Origin of the sequence: Pseudomonas sp. EMN2 (genome assembly GCF_009650555.1) — a bacterium.
In the GTDB taxonomy this organism is placed as follows: Bacteria; Pseudomonadota; Gammaproteobacteria; order Pseudomonadales; family Pseudomonadaceae; genus Aquipseudomonas; species Aquipseudomonas sichuanensis.
Window position 1 is genome coordinate 47,916 of record NZ_VZZR01000002.1, and the last position, 22,667, is coordinate 70,582.

Genomic DNA, 22,667 nt, shown 5'->3' on the forward strand with positions numbered 1-22,667 from the left:
CCGTCGAGAAGTACCTCACCCTCTTGATGAAAAATTTCTTCGCTTCAAACCCTATCGCGGGGCAAGCCCGCTCCCACGCGACCCGATTCGCAACCTGGGCGACGGCGTGGGAGCGGGCTTGCCCCGCGATTGTCTGTCAGCGCAACACCGTCAAGCGCCCCAACAGCGTCTGCCGCGAGAACCCCAGCACCTTGCCCAGCGAGTCCAGCGCCTGCAGCGGCTCGGCCACAGGGAAGCTGCCACTGACCTTGCGCTGCGCCAGCTCGCCGTCGAGCAGCACGATCCGCCCGGGGTAGTAACGCCCCAGGTCCTCGACCACCCGCCCCAGCGGCACCTGGTAATAATTCAGCCAGCCCTGGCGCCAGGCCAGGCGGCTGTCGCTGTCCACTGCCTCGACCGCGCCTGCCGTGCCGGTGGCGTAGGCCACCTGCTGGTTGGCGGTCAACTCGCGCGCTGGCTGGCCCTGGGCAGGCGTCACCGCCACCCGGCCGCTGCGCACCGTGACCTGGGCCCCCTCGCCCTGCTCACGCACTTCGAACTGGGTGCCGAGCACGCGCACCTGCCCGCCGTTGGCGTCGACCAGGAACGGCGCGCCGGTGTGGGTCACTTCGAAGAACGCGGCGCCGCGCAGCAGGCGCACGCGGCGCTCGCCGTGATCGAAATCGACGCCAATCGCCGTGTCGGCGTCCAGTGTCAGTTGGGAGCCATCGGCCAAGGTCACTTGGCGCACCTGCTCGGCGCTGGTGTAGTCGGCGCGCAGGTCCTGCAACCAGTGCTGCGGCTGCCAGCCGGCCACCGCGCCCAGCGCCAGCACCAGGCAGGCAGCCACGGCGAAACGCTGCCAATGGGGCTTGCGGGCAGGCCGGCGCATGGCGTCGAGGTACTGCTGCAGGCTGGCCTGTTCTTCGGCGGCCAGGCGCGCGGCCGGGGCTTCGGTCTGGCGCCACAATGCCTGGGCCTCGGCATAGGCTTGGCGATGGGCCGGGGCCTGCAGCAGCCAGCGCTTGAACGCGGCGCTTTCGGCCTGCTCCGGCTGCTGGTTGATGCGCATCAACCAGCCCAGTGCGGCCTGGGACTGCTCGGCAGTGATTGGCGATTCGAGGCTCATCGACGGGCGCTCCCTGGCCGGCGCGGTGGAGGGGCGGCTTCGGCGACACTCGCCTTGCACGCTTCGAGGGCGCGCATCATATGCTTTTCCACGGCGCTCTGGGACAGCTGCATGGCCTTGGCGATCTCACCATAGGTACAGCCGTGGATGCGGTTGAGCAGGAAGATCTGCCGGGTGCGCTCGGGCAAGGCGCGCAGCGCCGCCTCGATGCGCTGCAGGTCATGGTCGACCTCCAGGGCCTGTTCGGGCGCCTGGGCGAAGGGTTCGTCGTCGGTGTGCTGCAGGCCTTCGGCCACGCGGTCGCGGCTGCCTTCGCTGCGCAAGTAGTCGATGGCCAGGTTGCTGGCGCTGCGCAGCAGGTAAGTATCGAGGGCTTCGACCTTGACCTCGGGGCGGCGCCAGAAGCGCAGGAACAGCTCCTGCACCAGGTCGGCGGCGGTGGCGCGGCAGCCGATGCGCCGGTTGACCAGCGCCTCCATGCGCGCACGCTGGGCGAGGAACACCTGGACGAAACGCGCCCGGCCACGGTTGGCCTCGGCGTCGGCGTCGATCACCTCCCCCGGCTCGCGCAACGCCTTACACCGCCAGCACGGCCAGCAACGGCCCAAGCACTACGCTGGCCGCTGCCAGGCCCAGCAGCAACCGCGGCTGGTACGGCAGGCCGAACACCCACAGCGTCACCCCGGCCATCAGCACGGCGATCCACTCCACCAGGCCCAGGGCCAGGCCCTGCAGGTGCACGGCCAGCACCAGCGACAGCAGCAACAGCGACCAGCCGCCGATGCGCAGGGCCTTGAGCTGATTGGCCGTGGGCTTGCGCCCGAGCAGGTCGCTGAAGTGCTTTTCCATGGCCAGGCACAGGCCGGCGAAACCGGCGAAGCCGAGCAACGCAACGCTCAACATCAGCTCACCTCCACGGCTTTGCCAGCCTTGGGCGCGCGCTTGGTCACAACCTTGGGCGCACGCAGCATCTTGCCGGCAGCCCAGGCGAGGAACAGCCCGGTGCCCAGTGCGGTCAGATCGAACCCGGCCATGGCCCAGTCACCGACGGCAATGGAATGGTTCAAGCCCTGGCCGGTGGTCAGAGCGTTGAGCAGCGGCAACAGGGCGAAGGCCAGCGCGCCCAACGCCAGTTGTTCGCCCCAGGCCCGGCGCCCGGGGCGCAGCACGGCATGGGCCAGCGCCAACGCCCAGGCCAGGAAGAAGGCATTGATCTCCCAGTCGGCACGCCCCTGCAGCGCCACCGGCAGCAGGCGGTTGGCCCAGAAGAACGCCGCCACGCCGAGCAGCAGGCCGCTCATGCTGGCGATGTTGAGCACCTCGACCAGGCGCAGCTCGACCGGCATGTGCCCGCTCTTGGCATGCTTGAGCTGGCGTTTGCCCAGCCACATCACAAGGCCCGTGCCGATCACCGCCGTGCCGGCCACGCCGAAGGCGAAATACAGCCAGCGCAGCCACGGCCCGGCGAAATTGCCCATGTGCAGGCCGACGAAGGTAAACGAGGTCATCATCGCCGCGCTCTCCGGCGCGCCCTGGGTAAGCAGGGCGCCGCTGACGCCATCGAAGGTCCAGTTGGCGCTGCGCTTGTAGGCCACGCTGTCGGCCGAGGCGCGGCTGAAGGTGACCCGGGCATTGGCGTCGCCTGGGTTCTGTACCTGGATGAAGCCCATGCGCGCGCCCGGCGCCTGCTCCTGCACCTTGGCGTACAACTCTGGCAACGGCGCCAGCGGTGCCGCTACGCCGGCCAGCGCCGGTGTTTCGTCGCGCCCGAACAGGTCGTTGAAATAGTCGCCGCTGTCGCCATAGCTGGCCATGATGCTGGCCGGCATCACCATGTACATGAAGATCACCAGGCTGCTGTAGCTGATCATCAGGTGGAACGGCAGCACCAGCACACCGATGGCGTTATGGCCGTCAAGCCAGGAGCGCTGGCCCTTGCCGGGGCGGAAGGTGAAGAACTCCTTGAAGATCTTCTTGTGGGTGATGATCCCGGTCACCAGGCCCAGCAGCATGATGAAGGCGCAGAAGGTCGCCAGCCAGCGCCCCCACGGATAGGGCATCTCCAACTCGAAGTGGAAGCGGTAGAAGAACTCGCCGCCACGGCTGTCGCGGCCCACCACTTCCTGGCCGCTGACGGCGTCCAGGTCTTTCCTGACCATGCCGCGCCGCCCACCTGCATTCGGGTCGCGCCAACTGACGCTGAGCGCCGGCTCGCGCTCGCTGGGCAGGCGGATGAACCAGCTGTTGGCGTGGCCGGCGTTGCTTTGCAGATAGCGTTGCGCCAGCGCCAGGCTGGCCACAGGATCCAACGGGTGGCTCTGGACTTCTGGCGTGCTCCAGTGGTTGATCTCGTCCTTGAAGTACGACAGCGTCCCGGTGAGGAAAATGGCGAACAGCAGCCAGCCGAAGATCAGCCCGGTCCAGGTGTGCAACCAGGCCATGGCCTGGCGAAAGCCCTCTTTCATCCGTTTTTCATCCAGTAGGCAAGCCCGGCGACCAGCCCCAGCACCAGGCTGGGCAGCAGCACGCCCAGCCAGGCGCGCCAGGCGCTGCGGCAGGCGAAGCACCCGATGAAGGCCAGCAGGTAGACCACGAACGACAGCATCATGCCGGTGAGCGCGGCATCGACCTGGGCCATGGGCGTGAGCAAGGTGATGCACACGCTGGCCAGGGACGCCAGCAGGTAGCCGCCCAGCAGCGCCGCCAGGCTGCGTGAGGCCACGGCCAGGCGATAGCTCAAGGGGAGTCCGGCGGCTTTGCTCTTCATCGCGGTGGTCCGGGGAAATGGGGGTGCAATAGTAATGATTTCAATTCTCATAAGCAAAGTATCGGGGATGAACTGCGCTCCCTATCACCGATTGCCGAAAGGCCAAGGCCTGAATACAATGCGAACAATTCTTACTTCCAGTTGCGCCATTGAGCGCCGGAGTCGCATCGGTGCCCAGCGCCCTCTCCTCCACCGTCGAAGGCCTCTACCTCAACCACCACAGCTGGCTTACCGGCTGGTTGCGGCGGCGCCTGGGTTGCCCGCAGAGCGCCGCCGACCTGGCCCAGGACACCTACGTGCGCCTGCTCCAGGCCCGTGAGGCGCCGCAACTGGTAGAGCCTCGCGCCTTCCTCACCACCGTGGCCAAGCGGGTGCTATGCAATCACTTCCGCCGCCAGGAACTGGAGCGCGCCTACCTCGAGGCGCTGGCCCAGGTGCCCGAGCAAGTGGCGCCGAGTGAAGAAGAAAAGGCGATCATCTTCGACACCCTGCTGGAGCTCGACCGCCTCCTCGATGGCCTGCCACCGCTGGTCAAGCGCGCGTTCCTGCTGGCCCAGGTCGATGGCCTGGGCCAGGGCGAGATCGCCCGGGAGCTGGGCATCTCGCTGGCGACGGTCAAGCGCTACCTGCACAAGGCAGCCCTGCGCTGCTACTTCGCCCAATGAACACCACGTTCGAAGCACGGATCGCCGAGCAGGCCGTGCATTGGCTGATCGAATCCCAGGCCGAGGGCTTCGACCAGCACCTGGCACTGGAACGCTGGTTGGCAGCCGACCATGAGCACCAGCGCGCCTGGGCGCACATCCAGCAGGTCAACCAGCGCCTGCGCGGCGTGGCCTCGCCGGTGGTGCACGCGACCCTGCAGGCGCCGCCCTCCCCGGCCCGGCGCCGGGCGCTCAAGGCCCTGTTGCTGGTGGGGGTGGCCAGTGCCACCGGGCTTGGCCTGCAGCAGCACAACCCGCTGCCAGGGCTGATGGCTGACTATCGCAGCCCGGTCGGCCAGCGTCGGCGCCTGACCCTCGACGATGGCAGCCAGTTGCACCTGAACACCCGTAGCGCCGCCGATGTGCGCTTCGATGGCCAGCAGCGGCTGGTGCGCCTGCAGGAGGGCGAGCTGTTGCTGGAAGCGGCCAACGATGCGCGGCCACTGCGGCTGCGCACCGGCGAAGGCGACCTGCTGCTGGATCGCGGGCGCTTCAATGTGCGCCAGTTCGACGGTTACAGCCTGGTCACGGTATTCAGCGGCAGCGCCAGCGTGGCCGGGCAAAGCCTGCTGGCCGGGCACCAGGCGCGTTTCGCCGGGGGCGGTTGGCAGGCGATCGCGCCGCTCGACCCGAACCGCGCAGCCTGGGTGGACGGCATGCTGGTGGTGTCGCAGATGCGCCTGCGCGACTTTGTTGCCGAGCTTTCGCGCTACCGGCTCGGGCAATTGGGTTGCAGCGAACGGGTGGCCGACTTGCGGATTTCCGGGTCGTATCCGCTGGAAGACAGCGAGCGGATCCTGGCCATGCTGGAGGTGGCGTTGCCGGTGAAGGTGCGACGGTTTACCCGGTACTGGGTGTCGGTTGAGGCGGCTACAGGGTGAGCCTGTGCCGGCCCTATCGCCGGCAAGCCGGCTCCCACAGAGGCAGGTGGGAACTGGCTTGCCAGCGATAGGGCCGGTGAAACCTCAAAAAAATTTGAACCAACCTGAGCCATTTCCCCGACCTCGCGTGACAGAGAAGGCAGACCCCCCTTCTCACAGGACCACCGCCCCATGCTTCTGCGCCCCAGCCCCCTCGCCCACGCCCTGCTGCTCGCCATCAGCCTGGGCGCCGCCATGCCCGCCGCCCAGGCCGCCGAAACCCGCAGCTACCACATCGCCTCCGGCAGCCTGGAGGACGCGCTCAACCAGTTCGGACGCGAAAGCGGTGCACTGATCTCGTTCGGCTCTACCGTGACCCAAGGGCTGACCAGCCCTGGCCTGGACGGTCAGTACGAGGTCGGCGAGGGCCTGGATGCCTTGCTGCGCGGCAGCGGCCTGCAGGCCCGCCAGGAAGCCGACAACGCCTACAGCCTGCAACCGGTAGCGGCGGGTAACAGCGGTGCGGCCGTGGAGCTGGGCGCCTCGACCGTGGTCGGCGACTGGCTGGCCGATGCGCGCCAGGACAACGTCTTCGAACACCCCGGGGCCCGTGACGTGATACGCCGCGAGGAGTTCGAACGCAGCGGCGCCAGCAGCGCCCGCGAGGTACTCAACCGCATCCCCGGGGTGAATGCGCCGGAGAACAACGGCACCGGCAGCCACGACCTGGCGCTGAACTTCGGCATCCGTGGCCTCAACCCACGCCTGGCGTCGCGCTCCACCGTACTGATGGACGGCATCCCGGTGCCCTTTGCCCCCTACGGCCAGCCGCAGCTGTCGCTGGCGCCGATCAGCCTGGGCAACATGGACGCGGTGGACGTGGTGCGCGGCGGCGGCGCGGTGCGCTACGGGCCGCAGAACGTCGGTGGCATCGTCAACTTCGTCACCCGTGCCATCCCCGAAGAGGCGACGTTCAAGGCGGCGATGCAGAACCAGATCAGCCCGTCGTCCAGCCAGGATGGCTTGAAGAACAACGCCAACCTGTTGATCGGCGGCACCAACGCCAACGGTCTGGGTGGTGCCCTGCTGTACTCCGGTACCCGCGGCAGCGACTGGCGCGAACACAGCGACACGCAGATCGACGACCTGATGCTCAAGGGCAAGCTGCAGCTCGACGAAGCCAACAGCCTGCATGCCATGGCCCAGTACTACGAGGGCGAGGCCGAGATGCCGGGCGGGCTGAGTGCCGCGGCGTTCGACGACGATCCCTACCAGTCGACCCGCCTCAAGGACAAGTTCTGGGGCCGCCGCACGCTGTTCAACTTCGGCTACGACTACAAGCAGGACGACCGCCAGTTCAGCGTCAACAGCTTCTTCACCAAGACCCTGCGCAGCGGTTATCTGGACCAGGGCAGCTTCGTCTCGCTGTCGCCGCGCGAATACTGGGTGCGCGGTATCGAGACGCGCTTCTCCCAGGGCGTGGCGCTGGGTGACAGCTGGCACGAACTGGGCATCGGCTACCGCTACATCAACGAGGCCGGCCACGAACTGCGCTACCGCGAGCCGACCCGCAGCAACCTGCTGCCAACCACCGACAGCCGCAACGACCGCGACACCCGAGGCAGCACCGAGGCCCATGCGATCTACCTGGACGACCGCATCGACATCGGCCGCTGGACCATCACCCCGGGCGTGCGCTACGAGATGATCGACTCGGAGCAGAGCAACAAGCTCAACGGCCAGCGCTACCAGGGCAGCTACAACACCGCCCTGCCGGCACTCAACGTGATGTACCACCTTACCGATACCTGGAACCTGTACGCCAACACCGAAGGATCATTCGGCAGCGTGCAGTACAGCCAGATGCCCAACCGGGTCAGCAGCGGCGAGGTAAAACCGGAGAAAGCACGCACCTGGGAAGTCGGTACCCGTTACGACAATGGCGACTTGCAAGCGGAGATCGGTGCATTTCTTATCAATTTCGACAACCAGTACGAAAGCAACCAGACCAACGATTCGGTGATCGCCCGCGGCGAAACCCGCCACCTGGGCATCGAGACCAGCGTGCGCTACGCCCTCGATGGCCTGAGCCCGGCACTGGCCGGTTTCGACGTGCATGCCGGCTACGCCTTCGTCGATGCCACCATCCGTGAGGACGGGCCGAACAAGGGCAACCAGGTGCCGTTCTCGTCGCGCCACAAAGGCAGCCTGGGCATTGGTTACACCGAGGGCCCGTGGCAGTTGAACCTGGACAGCAGCTTCCAGAGCAGCCAGTACGCCGACAACGCCAACACCGGCAGCGAGAGCGCCGACGGCAGCACCGGGCGTATCCCCGGCTACATGCTGGTGAGCACCCGTGCCGGCTATGACTTCGGCCCTGCGCTTTCGAACCTGAAGGTGGCGGTGGGGGTGAAGAACCTGTTCAACCGCGAGTACTACACCCGCTCGTTCGACGATAACAACAAGGGCAAGTACGTGGGCGAACCCCGTACTCTATACCTGCAAACCTCGGTTGAGTTCTGACCGACGACAACAAAATCCCGGCGACCGCCGGGATTTTTGCAACAGGAAATTTTTCTTGCGCAAGGGGTTGAATTCGTCGCGCGGATGCCTGACCTTAGAGTCAAGAGGCGCAAAAAGACCAACGCCCTCAGTGGCTTGAAAGTGCCTCCCGCGAGCAAGCTGAATAAGGATTGAAGTCATGCAAATCCAGGTCAACAGCAGCAACCATTTCGAAGGCAACAACCGTCTCGACGAGTGGGTCCGCGCCACGCTGCACAGCAGCCTCGAGCGCTACGAAGAAGACCTCACCCGCATCGAAGTCCATTTGCGCGACGAGAACGGCGCCAAGCCCGGACCGCACGACAAACGCTGCCAGATGGAGGCTCGCCCCAAAGGCCACCAACCGATTTCCGTGACCCATACCGCCACTTCGCTGGACCAGGCGGTCGATGGCGCCGCCAACAAGCTCAACCACGCACTGGAACATTTCTACGGCAAACTGCGCAGTAAACGTGGCGTGCTTGAGCTGAGCGACCCGGACGCCTGATCCAACCGTCATAGATAAAACGCCCGGCCTTGCGCCGGGCGTTTTCGTTTGCACCGATCAGCGGGCCTGAACCAACCCTGGCATGCCCCGGTCAACTCCTGCAGTCATTCATTGCAGGCCTCGACCATGAACAACCCCTTCGACCAGATCAGCGCTGCATTCGCCCCCGAATACCGGGTCAACCTGAGCATCGAGCGCCTCGATGGCAGCATAATGCTGACCCTCTCCGACGACAGCGGCGTGGTTGCCAGGCGTCTGATCAGCGCGGCCCAGCGCAACGACCCGGTGCGTCTGCAGCGGGTCATCGACAGTATCCGCCTGGGCCTGGCCATCGAGCTTGGCCAGAACCCGCTGCAAGTGCTGGCCGCACTGACCCGCGATCCTGGCCATCGATCACCTGTGGCGGTCTAGGCGAGGCCCCGCGTCGGTGCTCAGCGCTGCTCCAGCAGATCGCGAATGACACGCTCGACGCCTGACAGCCGCAGGTTGTGTACACGGAATGCCGCATCGAAGGTTTCAGGGGCACTGAACAGCCCATGCAACCCTTGGTCGTAAGTGGGCTCGACGCCCTGCTCCAGATGATGCAGGACTTCCTCCGGCAGCGAGCGCGACATCACGATCTGCTCACCGATCACATCGGCAATCTGATTCAGGAACACCGCGTGCGGGTCTATTCCCAGTGGCAGGCAGACCTGCTCGAGGTGGGCGTTGACGGCTTCGAAATCTAGATTCATGCATTTCTCCAACAGCACGCAGAGCTCGCGACGTTTGTCGCGATGACTGCTCGCGGCTGGAGTTCATTCAAACGTCACCGATCGATGCGAATGCAGTAACCATCTAACGCCACGCCGAATCCGGTGCCTCACTTGCCCTCGTCCACTTCCTTGCCGTTGGCGTCCAGCACCTTGGTCGACGGGTAGCGGTAGGAGGCATAGCGCACCACCAGGATGGCGAACGCCAGCAGCAGGATACCGCCACACACGTACAGCAGCCCGACATCCGGCGCCTTGTGGTGCGAGACATCGCCGATCAGCAAGCGGGTCAGCGCGGTGATCGCCACGTACAACAGGAAGCGGATGGGCATGTGGTTGGTCTTGAAGTAGATCCCCACCATCGCCCCCAGCTCCAGGTAGATGAACAGCAGCAGGATGTCATCGACGCTGACCCCGCCCTTGCCCAGCATGTCCAGAAAGGTCACCACCGCCGCATAGGCGGTGATCGCGCCGATGCCGAACAATGCCAGGTAGTGGAATGCCTCCACGCACAGGTTGCCCAGCGAGTCGGCGGAGCCATGCAGGCCCTTGCGCAGCTTGTCTGCCCATTTGGTGTTCACGATGTTCGATTCCCCGATACGGCTGAAGGATGGTGCGTCACGCCTGTGACATTTGTTGTGCCATGCAGTTAAAGGGCCAGGCCCTTGCCTTGGAAGGCGGCCGATTGCCGCAGGGCACCTGTGGGCTACGCTTTTTGCCTGCGAATGGCCATCACCGTGGTTGCAGTGGGTAGGCCTTCACCTGTACTGTATAAAAATACAGTTAATACCCCAACCAGCAAAAAGGCATAGAGGTGATGAATGGCCGTCGAAGTGGTGTACCGCAGCAGCCGCGACCCGGAGCGCTTGTTCATGGATAAGGCCGAAGCAGATCGTCACGACAAGATGCTCGAACTGGCCGAGCGCCTGGCTGAAGTGCTGCACAAAGCGGTGCCGTCGCTGAGCGAACAGCAGGTCGAGGAAGCCGGTATCTACATGGCCAAGAACCGCGATGTATTCGCCCGCGCGTTCAAGAGCCAGCCGGATGCGCTGGCAGAACTGCTCGAAGGCGGAGCTGCCGAGTGAAATCGGCACGGCCCCGCCCATGGCATAAACCTTGTTGATCCGAGCGCTGCGTGGGAGCGGGCTTGCCCCGCGAACACCGGCGAAGCCGGTGCCATGTAACCAGGTAACGCAATCGCGGGGCTAGCCCGCTCCCACGCAATAAACCTACAAAGACAGAAGCTCCCACGTTCAACCCATGCTCAAGCCATGCGCTCGTCGCACCAGCGCAACCTGGAGCGCTAGCGCTAGCCTTTTCAGCCGTAGAGCAGCTTTTCCGCCAGCATCTGCGCCACCCGGGCCGGTGAGCGTTTTTCGGCCTGGGCATGGGCAAACACCTCGGTCAACCGCGTGGGTATCCGCGCCAGGTGCGCGGTGATGGTACCCAGTTCTTCACCACGATACTTCAACGCCACGTAGATCAACCCGCCGGCATTGATCACATAATCCGGCGCATACAGTATCCCGCGGTTCTCCAACTGGTCGGCCACCTGCAAGGTGGTCAGCTGGTTGTTGGCCGAGCCCGCCACCGCCGCGCAGCGCAGCTGCATCACGCTCTGCCCGTTCAGCACCGGCCCTACCCCGCAGGGCGCGAAGATATCGCAGGGAGTACTGATCAACGCATCATTGGTCACCGGGTGAGCATTGAGCTGCTCCACCGCCAGGCGCACCTTCCCCGCATCCAGGTCACTGACCAGCAACTCGGCACCCGCCGCATGCAGTTGCTCGGCCAACGCATAGCCCACATTGCCCAGGCCCTGCACCGCCACCCGCAGCCCTTCCAGGTTGTCGCTACCCAGGCGTGCCATGGACGTTGCGCGGATACCGGCAAACACCCCCATCGCCGCATGGGGCGAGGGATCGCCCGATGCGGTGGTGCTGGTGACATGGGGTGTGGACTGGGCAATGCAATCCATGTCGAGGGTCGAGGTGCCGCTATCCACGGCCGTGATGAAGCGGCCTTGAAGGGTGTCCACGAAACGGCCGAAAGCTTCAAACAATGCCGCCCGGTTCTCCACATGCGGGTTACGCACGATCACCGCCTTGCCGCCGCCCATCGGCAACCCCGCCAGGGCGGCCTTGAAGCTCATGCCCTGGGCCAAGCGGATGGCATCGGTCATGGCGCTTTCGTCATCGGCATAGGGCAGGTAGCGGCAACCGCCCATGGCCGGCCCCAGGTGTTCGCTGTGAATGGCCACCACGGCCTTCAGCCCCGTGGGCGGGTCGATGAACAGGTGCAGTGACTGGGTGCGGGTGCTTTGCATGAGGGCGAACATCGACGGGCTCCCCCGAGAGGTGCTCCTACCAGTATAGGCAGGTGCATCGGGGCCGCCGCACAGGCGGACCACTGGACGAAAGCCGGCGCCAGGGCTAATAGTACAAGCGTGACGGAGAGTCCCCATGAACCCACGCCAAGCCTGCCTGGCCTGCCTGCAACGCGAACCGGCCGCCCTGCTGGAAGCCGCCCTGTGGATAGCCGCCGAACACGACCACAGCGTCGACCCCTCGATCGGCCTGGCCCGCGTGCACGAACTGCAGCGCGAGGTCAGCAGCCATCTGCCGATGCTGCCGCTGAACGAACTGGCCCAGCCGCTGCTGCGCCAGCTCAACGCCCTGGGCTTCCAGCAGGATGAGTACCACCCGCTGCGCCCGCACGTAGCGCTGATGGACAAGGTGCTGCAGCGCCGCCGTGGCCAGCCGCTGCTGTTGGCCATCCTCGCCCTGGAGCTGGCCCGGCAGCTGTCGATCCCGCTCGAAGGGGTCAACTTTCCCGGCCACTTTCTGCTGCGCGTGCCCGGGGCCGATCACCTGCTCGATCCCTGCGGCGGGCGCCGTCTTTACCCCAACGACTGCCGCGAACTGCTCGCCCGCCAGTTCGGCGCGCAATTGCCGTTGAGTGCCGAACACCTGCGCAGCGCCTCACCGATGCAGATGCTCCAGCGCCTGTCACGCAACCTGCGCCAGCTGCACAGCAGCAACGACAACGACCTTGCCGCACTCATCGATGCCGAACGGGTGATGCAGCTGGGCCCGGTGCAGGTCAGTGACTACCTGGCCCGGGCCACGCTCTACCAGCACCTTGAGTGCCCCCAGGCCGAGCGTTTCGACCTGGAGCATGCGCTGCTGCTGACCGACGACCCGATCCAGCGCCTGAAACTGAGCGAACGGCTCGGCCAACTACCGTCGACCAAGCGCTCGATTCACTGAACCGGCGTGTCCACCTGCCGCGCCGGGTGGGCCTTGGCAAACGTCGGATGCGCCTCGGCCAGCGCCGCAACCCTGCGAATGCGCGGGTAGCCGCCCAGGTCGATGTTGAAACGCTCGGCCGCGTACAGCTGCGGGATCAGGTAGACATCGGCCAGCCCCGGCGTGGCACCGAAGCAGAAGCCCTCATCGCCGATCAATTGCTCCACTGCCGCCAGCCCTTGGCCGATCCAGTGGGCGATCCACTGATTGACCTGCGCCTCATCGTGCCCCAACTGGCGCAACTGGTTCAGCACACTGACGTTGTGCAGCGGGTGCACGTCGCAACCGATGATCGCCGCCACACCGCGCACCTTGGCGCGCGCCTCGGCAGCGGCCGGCAGCAGCGCCGGCTGTGGATAAACCTCCTCCAGGTACTCGATGATCGCCGGCGACTGCACCAGCAGCTCGCCGCCGTCGGTGCGCAGGGCCGGCACCCGCCCTTGCGGGTTGAGCGCCAGATAGTCACCGCCGCGCTGCTCGCCCTTGAGCAGGTTGACCGGCAAGGCCTGGTAATCCAGGCCCTTGAGCGCCAGGGCGATGCGCACCCGGTACGACGAAGTGGACCGATAGTAGGTAAACAGCTCCATCGCCCTGCCCCCTCAGTTGGCCGCGACGATGGTGCCGCGGCACTCGCCGAAGCCGATGCTGGCTACGCCATCGCGCACGCAACGGGCCCGCAGGATGACCTCGTCACCGTCCTCGAGGAACTTGCGCACCTCGCCGCTGGCCAGCTCCACCGGGTGCTTGCCGCCCTCGGTGATCTCCAGCAGGCTGCCGAACGAGCCCGGCGTGGCGCCCGACAGGGTGCCCGAACCGAACAGGTCGCCCGGCTGCAGCTGGCAACCGTTGACGCTGTGGTGGGCAACCATCTGTGCCACGGTCCAGTACATGCTGCGGGTGCTGCTCAGGGTCAGGCGGTGGGCAGGCAGGTTCTGCTCGCGCATGCGCTCGGTCAGCAGCAGCACCTCGAGCTCGATATCAAGGGCGCCACCGGCCTGGTCACGGGTGTCCAGCAGGTACGACAGTGGCTGCGGGTCACCCTCCGGGCGCGCCGGCTGCGCGCAGCGGAACGGCTCCAGCGCTTCGGCAGTCACCACCCAGGGCGACACGGTGCTGATGAAGCTCTTGGACAGGAACGGCCCCAGCGGCTGGTACTCCCAGGCCTGGATATCGCGGGCCGACCAGTCGTTGAGCAGGCAGAAGCCGGCCACGTGCTCGGCGGCATCGCCAATCGGGATCGGCTGGCCCAGGTCATTGCCCTGGCCGATCCAGATGCCCAGCTCCAGCTCGTAGTCCAGGCGCGCGCAGGGGCCGAAACTTGGCTCGGTCTGCCCGGCCGGCAGGGTCTGGCCCTTGGGCCGGCGCACATCGGCACCGGAGGGGCGAATAGTCGAGGCGCGACCGTGGTAGCCGATCGGCACGTGCTTGTAGTTGGGCAGCAGCGGGTTGTCCGGGCGGAACAGCTTACCGACGTTCTTGGCGTGCTCGATGCCCACATAGAAATCGGTGTAGTCACCGATCTTCGCCGGCAGGTGCAACTGGCAGGTGCTGGCGGGATACAAGGCAGCTTTCAGCGCGGCCTGGTGTTCGCTCCCCTCGCCCAACAGCACCAGCAGGCGCTCGCGCAGGGCGACCCGCGCCGGGCGGCCGAGGGCAAAGAAGGCATTCAGTGCGCCACCCTTGGTGGCCTCGACTGCGGCCTTGGCCTCACCTTCGAACAACCCAGCGGCCAGCACGGCCTCGAGATCAAGGATGGCGTCGCCGATGGCCACGCCGCAACGTGGCGCCTGCCCCGGGCGGCTGAAGATGCCCAGCGGCAGGTTCTGCAGCGGGAAGTCGCTGTGCCCGTTGGCGTGCTCGACCCAGCTACGGGCAATGGCGGTGTGGTTCATCGGTTATCTCCGGTTCGGGTTGAAGGTGCTCGGCAAGGTGGCCCAGCAACTATCGTAGTCGGCCTGCAATTGCGGGCTGTCGAGGGCCTGGCGGCTCGGGCGCAGCACCTGGCTGGTCTCGAACATGAAGGCCATGGTGTCGTCGATCTTGTGCGGCGCGAGGTCTGCGGCGATGGCTTTGTCGCAGGTTTCGGCGTCCGGCCCGTGTGCGCTCATCACGCCATGCAGCGAAGCGCCGCCCGGCAGGAAACCTTCGGCCTTGGCGTCGTAGGCGCCTTGGATCAGGCCCATGAATTCGTTCATCAGGTTGCGGTGGAACCATGGTGGACGGAAGGTGTTCTCGGCCACCATCCAGCGCGGCGGGAAAATCACGAAGTCCATGTTGGCCATGCCGTGCACGCTGGTGGGCGAGGTCAGCACGGTGAAGATCGACGGGTCGGGATGGTCGAAGCTGACCGTGCCGATGGTGTTGAAGCGGCGCAGGTCGTACTTGTACGGCACGTTGGTACCGTGCCAGGCGACCACGTCCAGCGGCGAGTGCGAAAGCTCGCAAGCCCAGTGTTCGCCGAGGAATTTCTGCACCAGTTGCACCGGGCCGTTGGTTTCTTCGTAGTGGGCCACCGGGGTGAGGAAGTCACGCGGGTTGGCCAGGCCGTTGCTGCCGATCGGGCCAAGGTCCGGGATGCGCAGCGGCGCACCGTGGTTTTCGGCGATGTAGCCGCGGGCCTGGGCATCGAGCAGTTCGACCCGGAATTTCATGCCACGCGGGATGACCGCAATCTCCAGCGGCGCCACGTCCAGCACGCCCAGCTCGGTGGCGATGCGCAGGCGGCCCTGTTCGGGCACCAGCAGCAGCTCACCGTCGGCGTTGAAGAACACCCGCTCCATGGAGCGGTTCGCGCGATAGATGTAAATACTCACGCCAGCCGGCTTTTCCGCCGCCGAGTTGGCCACCATCGGCAACCAGCCTTCGATGAAGTCGGTGGCTTCGGATGGGATCGGCTGGGGGCTCCAGCGCAGGCGATTGGGGGTGATGGCGCCCAGGGCGCCGGCCAGCGGCTGGCGCTCCAGGCGCTCGAAGCGTGGGTGCAATGCCGACGGGCGAATGCGGTACAGCCAGGTGCGGCGCAGTTCGCTGCGAGCCATGGTGAACGCGGTGCCCGACAGCAGCTCGGCGTACAGCCCGTAGGGCGCCTTCTGCGGCGAGTTCTGCCCGACCGGCAGCGCGCCGGGCAAGGCTTCGCTGGCGAATTCGTTGCCGAAACCGCTCAGGTACTCAAGTTCGGGTGAGGTGTCGCGGGTCATCTCGTTGCCTCCGGGCTGCTCAGAGCCGTCATGGGCAGCTGGCTGCGAAGCCCGATCCTGAAACCGGCACCTGGGGCGGCAGCGCGTCTGCATTGTTATTTTCGTAATCAGATTACGAATAACGTAATTTGCTCGCTTGCAGGCGTCAAGCTATAAAGGCGCCACCCCGTAAAATCTGGATAGACGTCCCCCTCATGGCCAAAGCCAGCACCAGCACCGACAACGGCAAACAGAAGGTCCGCTCGGCGGAAGTCGGCACCGACATCCTCAAGGCCCTGGCCGAACTCTCGCCTTCCACCTCGCTGTCGCGCCTTGCCGAACATGTGCAGATGCCGGCGAGCAAGGTCCACCGGTACCTGCAGGCCCTGATTTCAAGCGGGTTCGCCGAACAGGACGCGGCCACCAACCACTACGGGCTGGGCCGTGAAGCCTTGCGGGTGGGGATGGCGGCGCTGGGCAGCATCGATGTGCTGAAAGTGGCGGCACTACCGCTGTCGCAACTGCGCGACGAGCTCAACGAAAGCTGTTTCATCGCGGTGTGGGGCAACCAGGGTGCGACCGTGGTGAGCATCGAGCCGGCAGTGCGCGCGGTGACGGTGGTAACCCAGATGGGCTCGGTGCTGCCGCTGCTCAGTTCGTCCACCGGCCTGGTATTCGCGGCCCACTTGCCAGAGCGCGAGACCGTCGAACTGCGCGACCGGGAGTTGGAAGCCCTGAATCAGAGCAGCGATGACTACGTGCCGCTGCTGGCACAAATCCGCCAGCGTGGCCTGCACCATGTGCACGGGCTGCTGATGCCGGGCGTGGACGCGCTGTCCGCGCCGGTGTTCAACGCCATGGGCCAGATCGCCGCGGTGATGACCGTGGTCGGGCCAACTTCGATCTTCCATGCCGACGAAAACGGCCCGGCCGCCCGGCGCCTGCTCGCCGCTACCCAAGCCACAAGCTGGCGGATGGGATACGGCACAAACCAATAAGAATGCTTACAAAGCATTACTTTTATTGGTCAATTCGCCTGGCTATGGTTCGCCCGGCACTTTTACCCGAAACGTAAAGGTGAATGTCACAAGCGGCTATTTTTCCCACAGGATCAAGCGCTTATTCTTACCTCACTGGCCGGCACGAAGGGCTCTCCCCCCCGCCTTTCGCGCCCGCCCAGGTTCACCGACGTTGATTTTGAAGCTCCTTGATCTAACGTCTCGATTGGCCGCTGCCTTTGCAGCGGCCTTTTTTATTCCTGCAAGAATCTGCTGATCCGGTGACAGCGAAACAGCTTCAAGCCGACGGATACTTCTGTAGATTCGCCATCATCTGCTGCAGCGCCTGGAAACTGTCCTGCGGGTGGCTTGCGCCTTCGAAATCACCGATCTGCCCCCAGTTGGCCGCCACCTGCTCCGGGGTGAAACCCTCTCGCGGATCGAAGCCCACGCCCTGGCTACGTTCCCAGCGCACCTTGCCCACCCAGCCACCGCCCACCTCGAACAGCTGGCCGCTGTCCTGGCACTGCTCGCTGCCCAGATACACCACCAGCGGGCTGATCAGCTCGGGCTTGAGCTGCTCGAACACCTGGGGCGGGATCAGCCCCTCGGTCATGCGGGTACCGCCGGTGGGGGCGATGGCATTGACCAGAACGTCATGCTTGCGCCCTTCGATGGCCAGAGTGCGGGTCAGGCCGTACAGGCCGAGCTTGGCCATGCCGTAGTTGGCCTGGCCGAAATTGCCGTAGATGCCCGAGGTGGACGAGGTGAAGATCACCCGCCCCCAGTTTTGCGCGCGCAGGTGCGGCCAGGCGGCGTGGGTGACTTTGTAGGCGCCCTCGACATGCACCCGGTACACCAGCTCCCAGTCGCTGTCTTCCATCTTGTGAAACGTCTTGTCGCGCAGGATGCCGGCGTTGTTCACCAGCACATCGACCCGGCCAAAGCTGTCCAGGGCCTGCTCGACGATGCGCGCGCCATCGGTCACCGAGTCATGGTTGGCCACCGCCGTGCCGCCAGCGGCGCGGATTTCTTCCACCACCCGGTCAGCCGCCGACACGTTGGCGCCTTCACCATGGCTGCTGCCACCCAGGTCGTTGACCACCACCTTCGCCCCGTGCCTGGCGAACAGCAGTGCATGGGCCCGGCCCAGGCCGCCACCGGCCCCTGTGACGATCACCACGCGATCTTGCAGACTTACCGGTTCGCTCATGCTCAAGGCTCCAGGCAGATGAAGGATGCGCGCAGTGTCGGCCAGCCCTCGCCGCCCGACAATCAAGCGCGCCCCGGCGAATGCCGGGGGATAACCCATGGCGATGATCGCCCGGTCACGACCAGGCGATTTTCTGTGGCACGTAGCTCAGCGGTTGTTCACGAAAGGCCAGGTAGTGGCGCAGCACCTGCACCGGCGCTTCGGTATGCGGGTAGTGGCCGATGCCCTGCAACACCACGGTGTCCGGCTCGGGCACCACTTGCCGGTAGCGTTCGACCATGTGCGCGCCGGACAACGGGTCGACCGCACCATTGATGAAACGCAGCCGCACGCCTTCGCGCTGCAGGGCACCGACCCAGCGCTCGCGTTGCGCCCGGCGCTCAGGCAGGAAGTTGATCAGCTTGTGCAGGATGCGCTGGCCGCTGTTGGCGGCGATCAGGCTCCAGCAGTCGTCCAGCGCACTTTCGCTGGGATGGGTGCAGGGCCCGTAGACCTGGGTGACATTGCGCACCAGGTCGTCGCGCCCGAACGAGCGCCCCACCAGCCAGCCAAGGCGGCTGAGCAGCAGTTTCTGGATCAACAGCACGCGACAGCTCTCGGGGAACAGGCCGCTGTTGAGGAACACGCAACTGGCGATCTGCAGGCGCTGCTCGTGGTGCCGGGCCAGCAGCTCCTGGGCGACGCTGCCGCCGTAGTCGTGGGCCAGCAGGTGCACCGGCTGGTCGATCTTCAGGTGCTCCAGCAGCGCCTGCTGCAGGTCAGCCTGCTCCAGCAGGCTGTAGTCGTGGTCTGCGGGCTTGGCCGAATCGCCGAAGCCAAGCATGTCGCAGGCCACCACGCGAAAGCGTTGGGTGAGCGGTACCCACAAGTAATGCCAATCCCAGCTGGCGGTGGGGAAACCGTGCAATAAAAGCAGAGGCTCTCCTTGCCCTGCCGTCCAGTAGCGGATGCTCTGGCCCCGGAAGGTGAAACCCTGGCTCCGGGTGCGCCAGACGCACAATGGAATCTCGGCCAGAGGCATCAGGGTCGTCCCGGTGGTATTGGTGTTTGAGTGTCGGAATAGGGCAAGGCTGCGTTCATTGCAAGTTACCTCGGCACATACATGTGCTCTCTATGTCGAGGCTCAGTCTAGAAGCCAATACGAAGGTGTTAAGTCGCCTTTGCAGCCAGCCTGATGACCGTGCGAGTCAGTGGCACGAACGGTCAGAACAGCAACACCAGCAGCGGCGCGGCAAACAGGTTGAGCAGCCCGGTGAGGACCATGACCAGGCCGGCCACCGAACCCTCTTCGCGGCCCACTTCCTGGGCCCGGCTCACGCCCGCACCATGGGCGCCGACACCGAACAGCGCGCCCCGCGCCAACGGTGTGCGCAGCGGCAGCCAGCGCAGCAGCACACCGCCGAACACCGCCCCCAGCACGCCGGTGAACATCACGAACACCGCGGTCAGCTCCGGTACACCCCCCAGATCCTGGGCCACCGGCATGGCAAACGGGGTGGTGATGGAGCGTGGCAGCAACGACAGGCTGACCGACTCGTCCAGCGCCAGCAGGTGCGCCAGCCCCCAGGAACTGCCGATCGAGGCGACGCTGCCGGCCAGCATGCCCACCAGCAACGCGGGCCAGTGCCGCGCCAACAGTGCCCGCTGCTGCCAGATCGGCACGGCGAAGGCCACCGTCACCGGGCCCAGCACGCCCATCAGCCAATGGGTGTTGCGCGCGTATTCGGCGTAGGCGGTGTGCAGCGGCACGGCCACCGCCAGCAGCAACGTCGGCACCAGGATCAGCGGCGACAGCAGGTAGCGCCCACTGCGCCGGTACAGCCAGCGGCTGCCCACATAGGCGGCCAGGGTGAGCGCGAGCCAGAACAATGACTTGGCTTCAGGGTTCATGGCGCAGCCTCCAGCGACACACCAGTTCGACCGTCGTGGCGGTGACCACCATCACCAGCAGGGTACTTACCGCGATCACCAGCAGGATGCGCCAGCCTTCGCTGCGCAACAGGCTGCCGTAGTCCAACAGGCTCATCAGCGCGGGGATGAAGAACAACAGCATCTCGGCCATCAGCCAGCCGGCACCCAATTGCAGGGTGGCGGGCTTTAACAGGCCTGTGGCGAACAGCATGAGCAGCAGCGCCAGGCCTATCACCCCGCCGGGGATCGGCCAGCCCAGCCAGGCCGCGAGCTGGCCGCCGATCAGGAACAAGGCCAGCAGCACCGCCAGCTCAACGAGCAGGCGGCAGGTTTTTTTCAGTAATGCAGGGTTCATGGGCAGGGTCCTCGACAACGTGCCCAGTTTAAAAGTCGGTCGCAAAGGCCAAAAGCGAATTGTTAGACTGCTCGCCATTCCATATTGGAATCCATAGCATGGAATTCAAACAGCTGCGCAGCTTCATCGAAGTGGTTCACCGGGGTGGCTTCACCCAGGCCGCGGGCACCCTGCACATCAGCCAGTCGGCAGTGAGCAAGCAGGTCGCCCAGCTGGAACAGGCCATCGGCCAGCCATTGCTCGAGCGCCAGGGTTCGCAGCTGCTGCTGACCGCCGCCGGGCGCATCGTGCTGGAGCGTGGTGAAGTGTTGCTGCGCCAGCGCCAGGAACTGCTCAACGAGCTGGACGACCTTGGCCAGATGGCCCGTGGCGAGCTGCGCCTGGGCCTGCCCTTGCTGGGCAGTGATGCACTGTTTGCCGGGTTGTTCGCCGAGTACCGGCGGCGCTACCCGCAGATTTCCGTGCAACTGCTCGAAGGCGGCAGCCGTATGGTCGAGCAGGCGGTGAAGAGCGGCGAGCTGGAGCTGGGCGGCAGCCTGACGCCGAGCGACCCGGCGTTCGACTACCAACCCTTCTGCAATGAGCCGCTGGATGCCCTGCTGCCCGCCGAGCATGCCCTGGCGGGCCAGGCCGAGGTCGATCTGGCGCAACTGGCCGATACGCCGTTCCTGCTGTATCAACGCAGCTTCATGCTCAATGACCGGCTGCTCAGCGCTTGCCAGCAGGTAGGCTTTACCCCGAAGGAAGGCGGGCGCAGTGGCCAGGCGGATTTCCTTGCCTCGTTGGTGGCGGCGGGCCAAGGGGTGGTGCTGCTGCCGCGGGTGGTCGCGCGGGGCCTGGAGCGGCCCGGGGTGGTGCGTTTGCCATTGCGCGCGCCGGGCGACCTGCGGTGGGACATCGCCTTCATCTGGCGGCGCGGGGCGTACCTGTCACGGGCCGCCCAGGCGTGGTTGGCTTTATTGCGAGAGCACAGCTGAACGCCATCGCGGGGCAAGCCCGCTCCCACGTAATGCAGGTTCAGGGGCGTGGGAGCGGCGGTGCGCCGCTGCGACTTGCCCCGCGATGGCATTCAGCCCTGAATGGCAGCGGCAAACTCTGCCAGCCACGGCTCGGCATCGGCCTCCGGGGTCACGGTTTCGCTGGCATCCAGGCGCAGCATCGGCAGCACCTCACGCACGCCCAGCTCGGCAAACAGCTCACGAAGCTGCTCGCCACCACCGCAGTAGGTATCGCCGTAGCTGGAGTCGCCCAGGCCAATCACGGCACCCGGCAAGCCACGCCAGGCGGCGGGCAGCACATCGCGAATGACGCTGTACAGCGGCATCAGGTTGTCGGGCAGTTCGCCCATGCCGGTGGTCGAGGTCACCGCCAGCAAGGCCTGCGGGGCAAAGCCCTCGATATCCTGCAGGGTGGCACGGCCTGCATGCCAGGCTTCATGGCCAGCAGCGTTGAGCAGCGACACCGCATGACGGGCGACTTCATCGGCGGTGCCATAGACCGAACCGGAAATAATGGCGACTTTCATCAGGTGAGGATTCCGAAACTGAGTGAAAGCGTAGGATACTAGCACCCGACAGTGGCAAAAGGCCGCCTACCGCTAAAGTCACAGCCGCGCAAACAATCCGACCAGTGACCTGAACCAAACGCATAAGCCACTGTCCACCCCCTTGACGTAATCGCCATTACCGATCGCTTCCTCGAGTTCGACCATGCAAGCAGACGCCCTTCTCTCCCAGGACGAGCTGGATTTCATCCAGAACATGCAGCACTCGCCGCAGTTGAACCTGGCCGACCCCATGTCGAGCCTGCTGGTCAATGGCGACCGTCGGCTGAAGGACCTGCTCACCCGCCTGGTGGCCAATGAACAGGTCACGCTGCAGGCCAGCTTCAACAACCAGCAGTTGAGCTTCCCCCTGCAACTGGTCGAAGACGAGTTCCACGCCCTGCACCTGCAGCTGGGTTCACCGGACATCTACGAAGACGGCCCTATGCTGCGACCGTGGCGCCTGTCGCTGGAGCAACCGGCGGCCTTGCTCGACGACCACCACCAGGCCAGCGACCTGTGGGTACGGGATATCTCGTTCAAGGGCGTGCTGGTGGAAATCCACGGGCAGAGCAAGGCGCCGGCGCATTTCGAGCTGCACTTCGCCGCCGAGGACATCCCGCCGATCGGCCTGCACGGCGTGTTGCGCCGGCGCATCGGCCCGAGGCTTGCCGCCTACGACCTGTCGCACACGCCGGCCGAAGAGATCGAGCGCCTGCGTGAGTACATTCTTCAGGCCCATCGGCAGGCTCACCCCGAACTGCACGCCCAAGCCAACTTCTGACGAGCGTCCGCCCGTTGAAACTGACGGGTCATGATCGATCGGCGATAATCCGCGCCCGATTCTTGCAAGCATGCCTGCGCCGCCCACCACCCCGGGCCGCATGCCAAGGGGCCGGCTACCCGCCAGCCCCGTCGCCAGG

General features: G+C 65.5%; 26 protein-coding genes. 10 read left to right on the forward strand and 16 right to left on the reverse strand.

The window, feature by feature from the left end:
- Positions 1 to 136: 136 nt before the first annotated feature.
- Genes F6X61_RS00305 through F6X61_RS00325 form a run of 5 tightly spaced genes read right to left on the reverse strand, consistent with a single transcriptional unit; the run spans position 137 to position 3,875 of the window.
- Positions 137 to 1,108: a FecR family protein gene (locus F6X61_RS00305; RefSeq protein WP_153784879.1), complete on the reverse strand. Its 972-nt coding sequence runs from the start codon at positions 1,106 to 1,108 to the stop codon at positions 137 to 139.
- The gene (locus F6X61_RS00310; protein WP_371923644.1) at positions 1,105 to 1,662 is read right to left on the reverse strand and encodes an RNA polymerase sigma factor; all 558 of its coding nucleotides are present in this window, start codon (positions 1,660 to 1,662) and stop codon (positions 1,105 to 1,107) included. The genes F6X61_RS00305 and F6X61_RS00310 overlap by 4 nt, the downstream gene beginning before the upstream one ends.
- A 22-nt stretch (positions 1,663 to 1,684) precedes the next feature.
- Positions 1,685 to 2,011 carry a DUF3325 domain-containing protein gene (locus F6X61_RS00315; RefSeq protein WP_153784881.1) on the reverse strand — a complete coding sequence of 109 codons (327 nt, stop codon included), beginning with the start codon at positions 2,009 to 2,011 and terminating at the stop codon, positions 1,685 to 1,687.
- Complete coding sequence (locus F6X61_RS00320) at positions 2,011 to 3,573, reverse strand: PepSY domain-containing protein (protein WP_153784882.1); 1,563 nt, start codon at positions 3,571 to 3,573, stop codon at positions 2,011 to 2,013. The genes F6X61_RS00315 and F6X61_RS00320 overlap by 1 nt, the downstream gene beginning before the upstream one ends.
- A complete protein-coding gene (locus F6X61_RS00325; protein WP_153784883.1) occupies positions 3,570 to 3,875 on the reverse strand; it encodes a DUF3649 domain-containing protein in 306 nt (101 codons plus the stop codon). The genes F6X61_RS00320 and F6X61_RS00325 overlap by 4 nt, the downstream gene beginning before the upstream one ends.
- 170 nt (positions 3,876 to 4,045) lie before the next feature.
- Between F6X61_RS00325 and F6X61_RS00330 the strand changes: the two genes are divergently transcribed.
- The 5 genes from F6X61_RS00330 (at position 4,046) to F6X61_RS00350 (ending at position 8,899) form a co-directional block, all read left to right on the forward strand.
- Positions 4,046 to 4,540: a sigma-70 family RNA polymerase sigma factor gene (locus tag F6X61_RS00330; protein ID WP_153784884.1), complete on the forward strand. Its 495-nt coding sequence runs from the start codon at positions 4,046 to 4,048 to the stop codon at positions 4,538 to 4,540.
- Positions 4,537 to 5,460, forward strand: a complete 924-nt coding sequence (locus tag F6X61_RS00335; protein WP_153784885.1) for a FecR domain-containing protein — start codon at positions 4,537 to 4,539, stop codon at positions 5,458 to 5,460. The genes F6X61_RS00330 and F6X61_RS00335 overlap by 4 nt, the downstream gene beginning before the upstream one ends.
- Positions 5,461 to 5,631: 171 nt before the next feature.
- Entirely contained in the window at positions 5,632 to 7,962 is a 2,331-nt protein-coding gene (fecA, locus tag F6X61_RS00340; RefSeq protein WP_153784886.1) for a TonB-dependent Fe(3+) dicitrate receptor FecA, read from the forward strand.
- A gap of 178 nt (positions 7,963 to 8,140) precedes the next feature.
- A complete protein-coding gene (locus F6X61_RS00345) occupies positions 8,141 to 8,488 on the forward strand; it encodes an HPF/RaiA family ribosome-associated protein (RefSeq protein ID WP_110991697.1) in 348 nt (115 codons plus the stop codon).
- Between the two features lie 126 nt (positions 8,489 to 8,614).
- Entirely contained in the window at positions 8,615 to 8,899 is a 285-nt protein-coding gene (locus F6X61_RS00350) for a DUF3509 domain-containing protein (RefSeq protein ID WP_153784887.1), read from the forward strand.
- A 20-nt stretch (positions 8,900 to 8,919) separates the two neighbouring features.
- On the opposite strand, the gene F6X61_RS00355 is transcribed toward F6X61_RS00350, so the two are convergent.
- On the reverse strand, positions 8,920 to 9,222 hold the full coding sequence (locus tag F6X61_RS00355; protein WP_153784888.1) for a hypothetical protein: 303 nt from the start codon (positions 9,220 to 9,222) through the stop codon (positions 8,920 to 8,922).
- Positions 9,223 to 9,350: 128 nt separating this feature from the next.
- Positions 9,351 to 9,821, reverse strand: a complete 471-nt coding sequence (locus tag F6X61_RS00360) for a phosphate-starvation-inducible protein PsiE (protein ID WP_110991698.1) — start codon at positions 9,819 to 9,821, stop codon at positions 9,351 to 9,353.
- Between the two features lie 240 nt (positions 9,822 to 10,061).
- Between F6X61_RS00360 and F6X61_RS00365 the strand changes: the two genes are divergently transcribed.
- Positions 10,062 to 10,325 (forward strand): YebG family protein, encoded by a 264-nt coding sequence (locus F6X61_RS00365; protein ID WP_012274138.1) that lies wholly within the window; start codon positions 10,062 to 10,064, stop codon positions 10,323 to 10,325.
- Between the two features lie 233 nt (positions 10,326 to 10,558).
- Here the strand turns inward: F6X61_RS00365 and F6X61_RS00370 are convergent, their stop codons facing one another.
- Entirely contained in the window at positions 10,559 to 11,578 is a 1,020-nt protein-coding gene (locus F6X61_RS00370) for a Glu/Leu/Phe/Val dehydrogenase dimerization domain-containing protein (protein WP_153784889.1), read from the reverse strand.
- 124 nt (positions 11,579 to 11,702) lie between these two features.
- Between F6X61_RS00370 and F6X61_RS00375 the strand changes: the two genes are divergently transcribed.
- The gene (locus tag F6X61_RS00375) at positions 11,703 to 12,509 is read left to right on the forward strand and encodes a SirB1 family protein (protein ID WP_153784890.1); all 807 of its coding nucleotides are present in this window, start codon (positions 11,703 to 11,705) and stop codon (positions 12,507 to 12,509) included.
- On the opposite strand, the gene maiA is transcribed toward F6X61_RS00375, so the two are convergent.
- From maiA to hmgA, 3 genes are read right to left on the reverse strand one after another with little or no spacing between them, the layout of a single operon-like run.
- Positions 12,503 to 13,135 carry a maleylacetoacetate isomerase gene (maiA, locus tag F6X61_RS00380; protein WP_153784891.1) on the reverse strand — a complete coding sequence of 211 codons (633 nt, stop codon included), beginning with the start codon at positions 13,133 to 13,135 and terminating at the stop codon, positions 12,503 to 12,505. The genes F6X61_RS00375 and maiA overlap by 7 nt on opposite strands.
- A gap of 12 nt (positions 13,136 to 13,147) precedes the next feature.
- Positions 13,148 to 14,440 carry a fumarylacetoacetase gene (fahA, locus tag F6X61_RS00385; RefSeq protein ID WP_153784892.1) on the reverse strand — a complete coding sequence of 431 codons (1,293 nt, stop codon included), beginning with the start codon at positions 14,438 to 14,440 and terminating at the stop codon, positions 13,148 to 13,150.
- Between the two features lie 3 nt (positions 14,441 to 14,443).
- Positions 14,444 to 15,745: a homogentisate 1,2-dioxygenase gene (gene hmgA / locus F6X61_RS00390; RefSeq protein ID WP_153784893.1), complete on the reverse strand. Its 1,302-nt coding sequence runs from the start codon at positions 15,743 to 15,745 to the stop codon at positions 14,444 to 14,446.
- 194 nt (positions 15,746 to 15,939) lie between these two features.
- Here hmgA and F6X61_RS00395 point away from each other — a divergent pair, with 194 nt between their 5' ends.
- The gene (locus F6X61_RS00395; RefSeq protein ID WP_153784894.1) at positions 15,940 to 16,722 is read left to right on the forward strand and encodes an IclR family transcriptional regulator; all 783 of its coding nucleotides are present in this window, start codon (positions 15,940 to 15,942) and stop codon (positions 16,720 to 16,722) included.
- Positions 16,723 to 17,020: 298 nt separating this feature from the next.
- Here F6X61_RS00395 and F6X61_RS00400 read toward each other — a convergent pair whose 3' ends face one another.
- From F6X61_RS00400 to F6X61_RS00415, 4 genes are all read right to left on the reverse strand, one after another.
- The gene (locus tag F6X61_RS00400) at positions 17,021 to 17,935 is read right to left on the reverse strand and encodes an SDR family oxidoreductase (RefSeq protein ID WP_153784895.1); all 915 of its coding nucleotides are present in this window, start codon (positions 17,933 to 17,935) and stop codon (positions 17,021 to 17,023) included.
- A 115-nt stretch (positions 17,936 to 18,050) separates the two neighbouring features.
- Positions 18,051 to 18,956, reverse strand: coding sequence for an alpha/beta fold hydrolase (locus F6X61_RS00405; protein WP_153784896.1), 906 nt, complete (start codon positions 18,954 to 18,956; stop codon positions 18,051 to 18,053).
- Positions 18,957 to 19,138: 182 nt separating this feature from the next.
- Complete coding sequence (locus F6X61_RS00410; RefSeq protein WP_153784897.1) at positions 19,139 to 19,825, reverse strand: LrgB family protein; 687 nt, start codon at positions 19,823 to 19,825, stop codon at positions 19,139 to 19,141.
- Positions 19,815 to 20,201 (reverse strand): CidA/LrgA family protein, encoded by a 387-nt coding sequence (locus tag F6X61_RS00415; RefSeq protein ID WP_153784898.1) that lies wholly within the window; start codon positions 20,199 to 20,201, stop codon positions 19,815 to 19,817. Before F6X61_RS00415 ends, F6X61_RS00410 begins: the two co-directional genes overlap by 11 nt.
- Positions 20,202 to 20,299: 98 nt before the next feature.
- On the opposite strand from F6X61_RS00415, the gene F6X61_RS00420 reads away from it, so the two are divergent.
- Positions 20,300 to 21,178, forward strand: a complete 879-nt coding sequence (locus tag F6X61_RS00420) for a LysR family transcriptional regulator (RefSeq protein ID WP_153784899.1) — start codon at positions 20,300 to 20,302, stop codon at positions 21,176 to 21,178.
- Between the two features lie 92 nt (positions 21,179 to 21,270).
- Here F6X61_RS00420 and F6X61_RS00425 read toward each other — a convergent pair whose 3' ends face one another.
- Positions 21,271 to 21,726, reverse strand: a complete 456-nt coding sequence (locus F6X61_RS00425) for a flavodoxin (RefSeq protein WP_125462625.1) — start codon at positions 21,724 to 21,726, stop codon at positions 21,271 to 21,273.
- A gap of 184 nt (positions 21,727 to 21,910) precedes the next feature.
- Between F6X61_RS00425 and F6X61_RS00430 the strand changes: the two genes are divergently transcribed.
- Entirely contained in the window at positions 21,911 to 22,528 is a 618-nt protein-coding gene (locus F6X61_RS00430; protein ID WP_153784900.1) for a hypothetical protein, read from the forward strand.
- The last annotated feature ends 139 nt before the right edge of the window (positions 22,529 to 22,667 follow it).